8 protein-coding genes and 1 tRNA gene are annotated in these 13,232 nt (G+C 45.1%); 3 read left to right on the forward strand and 6 right to left on the reverse strand.

Going from position 1 to position 13,232, the window contains the following annotated elements; translation table 11 throughout:
- Positions 1-104 precede the first annotated feature (104 nt).
- Entirely contained in the window at positions 105-2,582 is a 2,478-nt protein-coding gene (locus tag EZE20_RS19590; protein WP_132120890.1) for a glycosyltransferase family protein, read from the forward strand.
- A 183-nt stretch (positions 2,583-2,765) separates the two neighbouring features.
- On the opposite strand, the gene EZE20_RS19595 is transcribed toward EZE20_RS19590, so the two are convergent.
- The 6 genes from EZE20_RS19595 to EZE20_RS19620 form a co-directional block, all read right to left on the reverse strand.
- Positions 2,766-3,344 carry a hypothetical protein gene (locus EZE20_RS19595; protein WP_132120892.1) on the reverse strand — a complete coding sequence of 193 codons (579 nt, stop codon included), beginning with the start codon at positions 3,342-3,344 and terminating at the stop codon, positions 2,766-2,768.
- Positions 3,345-3,431: 87 nt separating this feature from the next.
- The gene (locus EZE20_RS19600; protein WP_132120894.1) at positions 3,432-5,072 is read right to left on the reverse strand and encodes a SusD/RagB family nutrient-binding outer membrane lipoprotein; all 1,641 of its coding nucleotides are present in this window, start codon (positions 5,070-5,072) and stop codon (positions 3,432-3,434) included.
- Between the two features lie 61 nt (positions 5,073-5,133).
- Positions 5,134-8,334 (reverse strand): SusC/RagA family TonB-linked outer membrane protein, encoded by a 3,201-nt coding sequence (locus EZE20_RS19605; protein WP_132120896.1) that lies wholly within the window; start codon positions 8,332-8,334, stop codon positions 5,134-5,136.
- A 352-nt stretch (positions 8,335-8,686) separates the two neighbouring features.
- Positions 8,687-9,442: a patatin-like phospholipase family protein gene (locus tag EZE20_RS19610; RefSeq protein ID WP_132120898.1), complete on the reverse strand. Its 756-nt coding sequence runs from the start codon at positions 9,440-9,442 to the stop codon at positions 8,687-8,689.
- 122 nt (positions 9,443-9,564) lie between these two features.
- Complete coding sequence (locus EZE20_RS19615) at positions 9,565-10,401, reverse strand: MBL fold metallo-hydrolase (RefSeq protein WP_132120900.1); 837 nt, start codon at positions 10,399-10,401, stop codon at positions 9,565-9,567.
- A gap of 229 nt (positions 10,402-10,630) precedes the next feature.
- Positions 10,631-10,704: transfer RNA gene (locus EZE20_RS19620), tRNA-Ile, on the reverse strand.
- A gap of 114 nt (positions 10,705-10,818) precedes the next feature.
- Between EZE20_RS19620 and EZE20_RS19625 the strand changes: the two genes are divergently transcribed.
- The gene (locus EZE20_RS19625) at positions 10,819-12,051 is read left to right on the forward strand and encodes an HD domain-containing protein (protein ID WP_132120902.1); all 1,233 of its coding nucleotides are present in this window, start codon (positions 10,819-10,821) and stop codon (positions 12,049-12,051) included.
- A 96-nt stretch (positions 12,052-12,147) separates the two neighbouring features.
- Positions 12,148-13,200, forward strand: coding sequence for a UDP-3-O-(3-hydroxymyristoyl)glucosamine N-acyltransferase (gene lpxD / locus EZE20_RS19630; RefSeq protein ID WP_132120904.1), 1,053 nt, complete (start codon positions 12,148-12,150; stop codon positions 13,198-13,200).
- The last annotated feature ends 32 nt before the right edge of the window (positions 13,201-13,232 follow it).

Consider the following 13,232-nt stretch of genomic DNA (forward strand, 5'->3'; position numbering starts at 1 on the left):
AATACTTCTATATTTGTGGCAGTTAATCAAAATTTAACGTACAAGTAAACCTGCGGGGTCTTCCTCTGCAAGATTCATTCTGATCAAGTAGCTTTTTAATCTTCATGAAACAATTAATTTCCTGGCAGCGCACGTGGCCGCATTTGGTGGCCCTTCTTGGCTTTGCAATTCTTTCTTTACTGTATGCATCACCTGTTCTTACGGGTAAACGTCTAAACCAATATGACGACGTTCAGGCCAAATCAGCGGCACAGGAAGTCATAAAATACCACGAAGCTACCGGAGAATGGTCTGCCTGGACCAATAGCATGTTTGGTGGAATGCCCGCTTACCTGATTGCTACGGATTATCCTACAAGTATCTCGACGAAGCTCGGACGGGCGTTCAACGGTATTTTACCTGCTCCTGCCAACTACTTTCTAATCATCATGGCCTGTGCTTACCTGCTATTGGTAGTGTTGGGTGCCAATAGCTGGCTGGCGGCAATGGGCGCAATTGCCTACGCATTTGCCTCTTATCTGGTCACGAGCCTGGAAGCCGGGCACGTTTCCAAAATCCTGGCGCTTGCCTACGCACCGGGCGTTTTGGCAGGGGTTTTATTGGCCTTTCGTAAAAACTGGCTGACAGGCGCTGCCGTCACCGCCTTGTTTTTATCACTCGAACTATATGCGAACCACATTCAAATCACCTATTACCTTGGCATTGGTGTAGTTGTACTCGTTGCGATGGAAAGTATTTCCTGGATTAAAAGTGGTAAAATCAAACCCCTCCTACTGGTTTTGGCAGGTTTGGGTATTTCGGCTGTATTTGCCCTGGGCACCCACTCTACCCGCCTCTGGAACGCCTACGACTACACCAAAGAAACTATTCGTGGGAAGTCCGAGCTTACACCCGCGCCAACAGCTTCTCCGCGCAGCAATCAGGATGGTTTAGATAAAGAATATGCGTTTCAATATAGTTATGGAATTGCCGAAACCCTCACTTTCCTCATTCCTCACCTCTATGGCGGCCCCTCCGTTGGTTCACTGGACGAAAAATCTGAAACATATAAAACGCTGATAAACAAAGGTGTAGATGCGGTCAACGCCCGCAATTTCACTCAGGCACTTCCCTTGTACTGGGGCACGCAATACAGCACTGGCGGTCCGGCTTATGCAGGTGCCATCATTTTCTTTTTGTTTATTCTGGGATTGTTTTTGGTAAAAGGCCCGCTTAAATGGTGGATTGCCGGGGTTACGGTTTTGTACATAGTCTGGGCCTGGGGCAAGAATCTTGCAGGTGTTAATTATCTGTTTTTTGACTATTTCCCCATGTTCAATAAATTCAGGGCCGTAACGATGGTGCTTTCACTGGCACACCTGCTAATGGTCATTTTGGCGGTGGCTACTATTCGGGATTTAGTTAAGAGAACCTGGAAGTTTGAAGAAATCAGCCGCCCCTTTCTTATTAGTCTGGGACTAACCGCTGGACTGTGTCTGCTTTTCGCATTAATGCCCACTGTATTTTTTAGTTTCCGGGCAGAAAACGACCCGCAGTTTGTGGATAACATCGCACAAAGCAGTCAGAATCCGGCCTTTGCTCAGGAAATCATGCAGGCAATTGTGAAAGATCGGATCGGCATGATGCGCTCAGACGCTCTGCGAAGCGCATTTTTCATTCTGTTAGCGGCTATATTAATTTGGCTTTGGTTAAAAGAAAAAATCAAAGCAGGTATTCTTTATCCATCGCTAGTGCTCCTATTGGTAATTGATATGTTTGGAGTAAGCAAGCGGTACCTCAACGATGCCGACTTTATCAGCAAGCAAGCTGCCCTTTCCAAGCTATCCCCTTCACCGGCCGACGAACAGATTTTGCGTGATCCTGATCCAAATTACCGTGTACTCGATGTGCTGCGTAATACGTTCAATAATGCCGAAGCTTCAAATTTTCACAAGTCCATTGGTGGGTATCATGGTGCTAAACTCCGGCGGTATCAGGAGCTTATCGAAAATCAGATTGCCAAACCAAATCCAAATCCGGGCATTCTGAACATGCTGAATACCAAATATATACTCACGCAGGATCAACAGGGCAATCCCGTGGCACAGACCAATCCTGAGGCATTGGGCAACGCATGGTTTGTTGAAAAATTCAGCTTAGTACCCAACGCTGATGCAGAAATGAAAGCACTGGATTCAATTCAACCGGCACGGGAAGCTGTACTAGATCAGCGTTTTGCAGAAGCGTTGAATGGCTTGTCGATTCAGTCAGACTCAGCGGCCACTATCCGTCTCACGAGCTATAAGCCAAACGAACTCGTTTATGAGACTACTGCTTCAAAGGAGCAATTAGCGGTATTTTCGGAGATCTACTACAACGTGCATGACGATTGGCAGGTAACAATAGACGATCAATCGGCCCCGATGCTTCGGGCCAACTACGTGTTGAGGGCCCTGCGCGTTCCTGCCGGAAAGCACACGATCACCTTCCGGTTTGAGCCAGTTTCAGTAAGTAAAGGACGAACCCTCGACCTGATCAGTTCTATACTTTTGATTGGATTGATACTAGGTGCGGTCATCATAGAAGCACGCAAAAAGTCGTGATAAATACGGCAAAGTGCCCGCTGAATTTGCGGGTATTTTTCAATGTTTTTTGTTAAAGTGACCTGTTGTTGGTCCGAGTCAATTTTAAAAATTGATATAAAAATGGGGGTGAAATAAGTCATACAATTACAAGAACTGTATGACTTATTTCACCCCCAAACTATTAAAATTAATGAAGGCTGCTTATTCAGCTACATTTATACGGTAAAAGAAAGGCGAGCTGTAAAAAGGCCCACCTGTTATGTTAGCACCGGTATTCAAAGCATTGAAAGCACGGCCGTCAGTTAATTTCATCGTACCGCGAAACTCAAAACGGTCACCCGCCGAAATCTGATCAGCCGTTAAACCTACCGCAGTCAGGGCTTCCTGACCCGTTATGGTCATTGTTGCCCGTGGATAGCCGGTTACCGGATCCGCAGAAAACGTGGAGGCTGCAATCGTGCGAAACGCTTTATCCGCAACATTGTTTGTTCCATTGGCAGGAGTTGCATCTACAAATCGAATAACTAATTCATATTGAGCAAAATTAGCTCCTTTGCTTGGGGTAACCGCTTCGTGGACAAGTTCCAGCTTGGTACCTCCCAGGTTTGCTTTACTTACATTAAAGGTGGCATTATTGACTGGAAAAGGAGTCACTATACGCATATATCCTCCCTGCTCAAGATTAAACTCATCCAGCTTTTCTTCCGCAAGCGGAGACTCACAGCCCATGACCATAACCCCCAGCAACGCGACTAGTGATAATTGTTTGATGTATTTCATAGTAATCAAAATAAGAGTTAATTGATTAGCCCTCTCGTTTTACTCATGAATAAATCATAGACAAAACGAGAGGAATATACCATAATATTAGCGAGTCAAACTAGCAGGATTGTTATCCCAAAAGACAGGCACAGTAACATTTGCTTTCTGTGTAGCCGTAGAATTACGGGTAACGAATGCCGTTGGGTAGTAGTAGGAACGGGCAAAAGCACCTGGATTTGGATCAAGAGCAGGCTGTTGATTAGAAGGCTTACCTGTACGGCGGTACATGTTATATGCCTCAATACCATTGCCATGCAGAGCTACCCAATACTCAGTAGCTACTATATCCAAACGCTCATCATCTGTGGTGGCTGCATCGTATTTCGCCAGTATCATATTTACATACTTGGTTACCTCTTCATTCCAGGAAATACCTTTTGAGGCTTCAAAAGCAGTAATTTTTCCACCTTCGGTTGTTGCAAGACCCAATGCCCGAACATCGGCCATTGATTTTTCAATCCCTGATTTCAGCAGAGCTTTTACATCACCTGGTGTACCAAGGGTCAAGGCAGCTTCTGCCAACATGAAGTCCACAAAGGAACGCATCATGATGGGGTGAATTCCTGCACCGCCGGCACCAACGCCTAATCCCACAGGAGCACTTGCATCATTGTCATACAAACCTCCGGCAGGATACAAACCCCATGCCGTACGCAGCAGTCCATCTGGTGGAATACCCTCGTTGCTTAGGTGGTCACGTCCCCAATAGCCCGCTGAGGGAGAAGCAAGGCAAAACACATCACTTTCGGAGTAGTGGCTTGGCTTTTGGTTTGTAATACACCGGAGTGCGTTAACATCCGTCGGATTTCTGGTGGTCTGACGGTAGAAATAGTACCGAATCCGTGGATCATTGGTAGCATACAAATGCCCCATGTAGGAATTCGACTGATAGTCTCCACCACCCGTTGGGCCATATTGACCGGCATATCGTGGGTGCCGCGTATCGGGATTCACCAAGTTAGAACCATACTTGAAATTAAAGTTCTGAGCTGCGGTTGAAATCAGTTTGTTACCTGCAATAAGTGCAGCGATTCCTGAAGTAGAGCCCGCTTTATCCACCAAACGACGGTTCAATAACGCTTTCAGCTTGATCGTATTTGCTACTCGTGTCCAGCTATCGGCATTACCGCCGTAGAACAAATCTCCACCGGGAGTGGCACGTGAGGTTGCAGCAAAATCCTGTAACGCTTTATCAAGATCAGCGATCGCAGCAGTATAAACAGCTGCTCCTCCATCCACCTTAGGATTAAAATTTGCAGGATCAATAGCTTCTGAATACGGCACATCACCAAAAGCGTCTACCAAATTCAGCAAAACAGACGCACGGATAGTACGTGCAATACCAGCGTGAACGAAAAACTCTGACGATTCTGCCAAGGGAATTAACGTCTTTACGTCAGTCATGATATTTGCATAGGCATTAGACCATGCACCATCAAAATTACCTGGACTTACAGCATTGTCATAAATTGCAGAACCCTGGTTGAGCATTCGGGTTAAACGCATCCCGGGATTACTCATTTGGTTAAAGTGCCCTGCATAATCCAACTCAATCCGGCTGAGCAGGTAGTTCATATCGGTGTTGTTGAGCGTTACCGCATTGGGGTTATCCAAGAGGTCTAACGAACAAGAACTTGCCAATACCGTCAGCATAGCCAACAAGGATATTTTAAGTTTTTGAATCATATCAATTACTAATTTTATTTGAAAAAATAGCGAACAATTAGATTAGGCTATTTGAACTGATTTAAAAAGTTAATTTCAGGGTAGCACCGTAGCGTTTTGCACTTGGGCCCGTCAAGAACTCAAATCCTTGTCCGTTACCTACTCCTAAACCGAGGTTATCCGTATCGAAGTTGACACCGGGAGGGAAATTAAAGGCTTTATACCACAGGTTGTTTCCTGTAAAAGCAATAGAAGCTCCCTTAAATCCAATTTTGGTAAGCAATGTCTTAGGAATCCGGTACGAAAGTGAGAGCTCCTGCAAACGAAGAGTAGTAGCGTCGTACATACGTCCTTCATCACCAAAGAAGGAGATGTTGTTGAATCCTACGTCCGAAGCAGTAATTTGAATATCGTTAGGAGTTCCGTCTGCTTTCACACCTGGGAAAATGAAGGTTTGAGCACGGTCATAACCTGTTTCAAGTCCTGTATCTTCGGTCATACCGCGTCCCAATAGCGCACCGGTAGTAGAAGAATACATAGCACCTCCGTGACGGTAAGAGAACATAATGTCCAAAGCAAAACCTTTATAGCTGAAGCTATTGCTTAGGCTTGAGGTAAATGCCGGATTAGGATCTCCCAAAATTACAGGTGTAGTAGTGGCTAATAAATATCCACCTCCATCAACCAATAGCTGACCCTGATCATTGCGGCGGAAACCCGTTCCTTTAATGATACCAAAAGGCTCACCCACTACGGCGTAGTTACCAAGGGATGCACCAAAACCAGTCATTTGTACTTCCTGTAAGGTTCCTCCCAAATCCAATACCTTAGGAAGAATGCGAGAATATACCAGATTGACATCCCATGAGAATGCATCTGTCTTAATAGCCGTTCCATTCAGTGCCATTTCTATACCATCATTCCGGATTTTACCAATGTTAATTGTCGTAGAGGTATATCCTGTGGATGCATCAAGTGGTGAGTTAGTGATCAGGTCACGGGTATCACGACGGAACAACGTCAGGTCAAAACCTACTTTGTTGTTCAGCAACTTACCTTCTACACCAAATTCATATTCAGTTTGTAGCTCAGGTTTCAGATTTGGGTTTCCAAGGAAGTTATCCACCGAGTGTGTTTGTACCGTATTTCCAGCAGAATTCAGGAACGCACGGGCGCTTTGTGAAAGTACATTACGCGTGCTGTAAGGACTCGGAAAACCAGCTGAGGTACCATAACCTCCCCGGATTTTCAGGAAGTTCAGGAAGTTGGATTCTAAACCTTCAAAAGCAGAGGTAGGAACAAAAGAAGCACTTACCGAAGGATAGAATATGCGTCGGTTTTCTGGTTCAACGGTAGATGTCCAGTCGTTACGACCGGCAAAGTTGATAAAGAAGGAGTTTCCTATGTCAGCCGTAAGTTCTCCAAAAATACCCATACGGGTTTCTTCCTGCGTAAATTCTGACGACACATTATCAACAAAGTTTTGATGACGGAATAAGCCTGCTGCTAACTGATTTTGGCTAGTCACTGCATTGAAATTGAACAGGTCATTCCGCATGTTTCCACCAACCTTGGCAGCTAATGACACTTTATCTGATATATTCTTCGAGTAAGAAACGATCAGGCTATTGTCCCAAATGCGATTGTTGATATCAAGGGTATTATATAGACCATTAGGAAATGAAAGACCATTTTTGTTCAGTTTGTAGGCTTGTTTTTCTGTATAAGTATCCAAACCTACTTTATAAATGATATTCAAATCCTCAGTTGCCTGATAATTGAAAGTTGTCGCATTGAACAAACGTGTTACGTCGCCCGTAGTTTTGTAGTTTTCCAGCACCCAACGTGGGTTAGGGATATCATTACCTCCACGGAAATATACTGATCCACCATTTACAGGGTTTTTATAGGGCCATCCCATTAAATCTACCTGACGGGGGGTGTACATTACGTTAGCAAGTACCGAAGGAAAATCAAGTGCGTTGTTACCCGTACCACCGCTCAAAGGAGGCGAAAATTGACTGGTATTTGCAAAATTGAATGACGTTATAACAGTAAGTTTTTTAGTTAACGCAGCATTCAAGCCTAATCCTAAGTTTAGACGCTTCAGGCCGTTTTCAGGAATATATCCTTGCTCATCGTTATAACCGGCAGACATGTTATAGCTTACTTTTTCACCACCACCTGATATATTCAATGCGGTATTTGAGATCATTCCTCTACGGAAAAAATCGCTTACGTTGTTCGGGAATACCTGCATTTCGTAGGCCCCTACTGATGCTACATAGGGTGCCATCGCTGCACGCAGACCACCGGCGGTGGTAAGAAATGCGTAGGGGTGATTGTTAAGCGCGGCGTTTGTATTCTGCGAGGGATAAATTTTTGCTTCCTCAATAGTAGGTCCCCAGTTAGAAAAGAAGTAGCCCAAACTTTGCTGGAAACCGCCAACGTATTGGTTTTGATAGCGAGGCAGGTGCGCCTCGTTGGCAAATACAGATTGTGTGAGCGTAAATTCTGTTTTACGAACTTTCTTGGATCCGTTTTTGGTCGTTACCAGGATAACCCCATTCCGACCCTGATCGCCATAGGTTACTGTAGCGGCAAGACCCTTCAATACCGAGATATTTTCGACATTGTTGGGGTCTAAGTCAAGAAAACGGCTTGATGCCGATTGACCGCCACCCGTAAAACCACCCCGCGAGTTAGTGTTGGAGTTAAAAGGAATACCATCCACAACAAACAGTGGTTGGTTGGATCCGGAAATGGTAGAGTAGCCACGAATGATAATGTTCGTACCGGTACCTGAAACCCCGGAAGTTTGCGTAATGTTAACGCCTGCAATTTTACCTTGAAGTACCCGTCCTACGTCAGCTTGCGGACGATCTTCGATTTGCTTGGTTTCAAGAGAGGTAACCGCATAGCCCAACGCTCGCTTCTCGCGAACAATACCCTGCGCTGTTACTACGACTTCCTGAAGATTGCGGGTGTCGGAGGCAAGAGCCACATTAATGGTAGTACGGTTGCCAACCGTGATCTCCTGAGTGGTTGTCCCTACAAAGCTAAACACCAATACGGTATTTGCAGACGGAACATTGACGGTGTAGTTTCCGTCTGAATCGGTGTTGGTTCCTATGGTGCCACCTTTGACTACCACAGAAACACCAGGAAGTGCACTCCCGTCATCAGCGGAGCTAACCTTTCCGGTTACTTTTCTGTCTTGGGCATACGAATACACCCAAGTCGAGCACACCAGAAGGAGGCTCAACAGTAAATTTTTCCTCATGTACTATTTAGTTTAGGTTAAGAAAATGTTAATCCTGTTTGCAAATGTAATTAATCACAAATACAATCCAAATGATTCATATTAATTTTATTATACCAAAGATTATATAAGTAAGTAAACTATCAGGAGAAATATAATTTGGAATTATTGAAGACACACGAGGTTACAAAATCACAAAACGTACATTTGGCTTCATTTAACGATACTAAATTTTGCATTTAACTTATTAGATATAGCAATATTTAGCTAGGCAATAGTATGCTGGCAGCGTATTTCGTATTGGAATTGTACAATGCATACCTTCGGTGATACATTTAAAAGAAAGCTTAAATTGAAATTCTTTTGACAGCTTTCAGGCTAATAGTGGAGATTTGGCAAGGATATTTTGAGCGTACTTATATCCCAAAATAAATAATTCGCGTGCTTTCCGAAGATCATAAAGTGAATAATCTCCTAAATTCGGAGCCTCAATCAAGAGATCACATTTGTTAAAACGTTCTTTTGTTTTGGCGTGTACTGCCAATATCAGGCTCCTTGCCACGATTTCCCGCGTGCTTTTTGGGGGATTTTTAAGCGTAAAAGGATTGCAGTGGACGCCGATGATGTAGTCAGCCAAGCCTTCAAGCGGCTCAACAGGCATGTTGTTGAGCACGCCACCATCTACCAAACAGCGATTATGAAAATAAATGGGTTCAAACAAGCCGGGCAGGCAACTTGAAGCCAAAATAGGGCGGGCAAGTTCGCCCTGCTGAAACTGAACGGATTCGCCCGCGTACAGATCTGTGGCTGTAACAATCAGGGGTGTTTTTAATGATTCAAAGGTGTTTTCGGGAATATATTTGACGATCAACTCTTCCAGGCGGTCAATTTTAAACAGGCCCGAACTGCCAAAACACGGACGAACGTATTTCAAAAAATTGGTTCGGATAAAAATTTCAAGGATTTCGTCCGGTTCCAGGCCTTTGGCCAACAAACCACCGGCAATTGCTCCGGCACTTGCACCGCTGATGAGGTCGGGATAAATACCTCGTTCATGTAAGGCTTTCACCACGCCCAAATGCGACAGTCCGCGAGCGCCACCACCAGAAAGTACCAATCCGATTTTCATAAACTATCAACGCTGATTTACTACATGAAACAAGTACTTTCTCCCCAAAAATCTAACCTTGTTCAGATTATATAGGTGTAGATTAAGCTGTTCATGCATAACGAAGAACATCAGCGGATGGTTTATAAAAATGCTGAAAGCGGCCCGCGTTCCCGAATCCGAACACCCCGATCGGTAAGTTCCACCACAGCCGCTTCGTAAACTGGGTCGTGCTCAAATACAAGAATACAGTTTTCCTGTGCAGCCTTGTGTAACACCTGCTCTTTTTCCTGCATACTTAGCAGGGGCCTTACATCGTAACCCATCACCCATGGCAAAGGCACATGCGCTGACGACGGAATAAGGTCGGCGGCATAAATAATGGAGGTGCCATTATCATGTATGACAGGCAGCAGCATTTGTTCGGTATGTCCATCAACCCGAATAAATTCGATACCTGGAAATGGTGTGCTCTCTTTTTCAACAAAATTCAGTTGTCCCGACTCCTTGATAGGTAAAAGATTTTCTTTCAGAAACGAGGCCCGTTCGCGGGGATTGGGGTTCAGGGCCCATTGCCAGTGCGACTCATCGGACCAGTAGCGTGCGTTGGGAAACGAAAGTTCAGGACCTGATACGCCATTCTGAACAGCTCCACCTACGTGGTCAAAATGCAGGTGGGTAAGAATAACGTCGGTAATTTCGGCTGCCTGAAAACCGGCTTCCGCAATCGAACCCAGCAACGTATCGTCTCCATGAAGATCGTAATGTCCAAAAAACTTTTGATCCTGCTTATTTCCCAGGCCGGTATCTATTAAAATTAGTCGATCCTGATCTTCAATTAATAAACAGCGCATTGCCCAGGTACAGCGGTTGAGTTCGTCTGCGGGGTTGTGCTTGTTCCATAAGGTTTTGGGTACCACGCCAAACATAGCACCGCCGTCCAACTTAAAAAATCCGGTATTAATTGTATGTACTTTCATAGAAAACAGGTAGGTTCTGATTCGTAAAGTTTAACAAAAAACTCTTCAAATAACACACGACACCCAATGAATCAACCGGCTATATTTCTTCCTGCACTTAGTCTTGACACAATCCGGAAGTCTTTGAACCCATCAGAAGCAAACAAAACAGCAAGGTGCAATGATCAACGTATTGCAACCAAACAAAAAAGCACCTAACAGAAACCTGCCAAGTGCTTGATTTTCAACGTGGGCCCACCTGGAATCGAACCAGGCACCTACTGATTATGAGTCAGTTGCTCTAACCGAATGAGCTATAGGCCCCAACTCTTTCGAGTTTGAACTGCAAAACTAGTAATTCAGCACTTATCCAGCAAGTTTATCTTTATAAAATAAATCCTGCCGTCTTTTCTTATTTTTGTAACAAAATGTGATGTTTTGAACAAAAGAAAAATTCTCAACGACCCGGTCTACGGGTTTATAACCATCCCATCCGAGCTCATTTTTGATCTCGTGGAGCATCCCTATTTTCAGAGGCTGCGTCGGATCAGGCAGTTGGGTATGACTGACCTCGTATATCCCGGCGCTCTCCACACCCGTTTTCACCATGCTTTGGGAGCAATGCACCTTATGGGCGAAGCACTGAAAACGTTGCAGGAAAAAGGGCATTCTATTTCTGATAAAGAATGCGAAGCTGCGCAAGTAGCTATTTTGCTGCATGACATTGGCCACGGGCCCTTTTCGCACGTACTCGAGCACACCTTACTTAGCAGTATTCATCACGAAGAGTTGTCGCTGCTCATTATGAAAGAGCTCAACCGGCAGTTCAGCGGGCGCCTTTCTTCTGCGATTCAGATGTTTGAAGGGAGCTACCCGCGCCGCTTTTTTCATCAGCTCATTTCTAGTCAGCTTGACATGGATCGCATGGATTATCTCAACCGCGACTGCTTCTATACAGGTGTAGCGGAGGGTACAATCGGAGCCGGACGACTCATAAAGATGCTGGACATAGATCAGGAAGAGCTTGTAGTGGAAGAAAAAGGATTGCTCAGTATCGAAAACTTCCTGAATGCCCGCCGGCTTATGTATTGGCAGGTTTATTTACACAAAACGTCCCTTTGCGCGGAAGCAATGCTGATGCAGGCCATTCGTCGGGCACGGGAGCTGTGCCAGCAAAATAGCCCGCTGTTTGCGTCGCCTGCGCTTCTTTTTTTTCTGTCTCATGAGGTTTCTCTAAACGATTTTGATGACAATCCCGAGCTGTTAAACCGCTTCACCAATCTGGATGACTACGATATCTGGACTTCTCTGAAATCCTGGGCTACCCACCCCGACCCCGTACTTTCCACACTTTGCGATGGAATTTTAAATCGAAAATTATTCAAGATTCAGTTCTTTGATGGCCCGCCAACCGAAGAATTTCTGGCTCCGCTGCGCGATAAACTCCGGCAAAAGGGGATTCAGGAACAGCATCTGTCCTATTTTTTGGTAGCCGGTCAAACCACCAATTCGGCCTATGAGTCGGGGGAAGATCAGATTAAGGTAAAGATGAAAAGCGGCGCCATAGTCGACATCGTGGAAGCCTCTGAACTTCCGACGATCCGGGCACTCAGCAAGATTGTACGTAAGTATTACGTATGTTGGGGTAAAACTGTATCTTTGCGGGGATAGATGTACCTCGCAACAGGGGAAGAATGAACCTGGTCATTCAAAAAACAAAATCACCCGGTGTTGCTGTCGTATTGACCCAAGTCATTTATATCTACTATGGAATTTACCGTCGGGCAAATAGCCCAATTAGTACAAGGAACTGTGGCGGGTGATGCCTCCGCAATAATCCGTTCTGCTGCCAAGATCGAAGAAGGAACGCCTGGATGCATCTCTTTTCTTTCAAATCTAAAATACGAGCCTTTCCTCTACACAACCGGTTCAACTGCGGTGCTGGTAGATGAAAGTTTTGAGCCAAAAAAACAGGTTGAGACTACGCTTATTTATGTAAAAAACGCCTATACTGCCTTTACACTTCTTCTTGAAGAATATCAAAAAGCGACCCGTCAGGCACGTCGGGGCATCGAGCAACCCTGCCATATAGGGCAAACGAGCAGCATTGGAGAGGACGCTTATCGGGGCGCCTTTTCGTATATCGGAGAATACTGTACGCTGGGAAATCGGGTGAAGATTTATCCAAATACGTATATCGGCAACAACGTACAGATTGGCAACGACACGGTAATTCATCCGGGCGTTCGGATCTATGATAATACCATCATTGGAAATCATTGCACCATTTTTGCCAACAGTGTCATTGGCAGCGATGGTTTTGGATTTGCACCACAGGCCGACGGCACCTACCGGGCTATTCCTCAGCTCGGAAACGTGGTGATTGAGGATCATGTCAGTATTGGGTCCAACACCACAATCGACTGTGCCACGATGGGCTCAACCGTTATTCGGTCGGGTGTAAAAATTGATAACCTTGTGCAGATTGCTCATAACGTTGAAATAGGCAAAAATACCGTGATTGCAGCGCAGACAGGCATTTCGGGATCGACCAAAATTGGAGAGCAGTGCGTCATTGCCGGACAAGTTGGTATTTCGGGCCACATTTCCCTGGCCAATCATACCAAAGTTGGCGCGCAATCGGGCGTTGGAAAAAGTATCAAAAAAGAGGGATTATCGCTCAGCGGATCTCCGGCCTATGACCTGAGCGCTCACCTGCGCGCGCAGGTTCACGTCAAAAAACTACCAGAACTCGAAAAAAGAATTCAAAACCTTGAAAACGAACGGATTCGATCAGATAAAAATACGCATCAACTTTGACGCAACAGTTGTCCGATCTTACACGTAAAGTC

Origin of the sequence: Arundinibacter roseus, from assembly GCF_004348825.1 — a bacterium.
GTDB classification, from domain to species: Bacteria; Bacteroidota; Bacteroidia; order Cytophagales; family Spirosomataceae; genus Arundinibacter; species Arundinibacter roseus.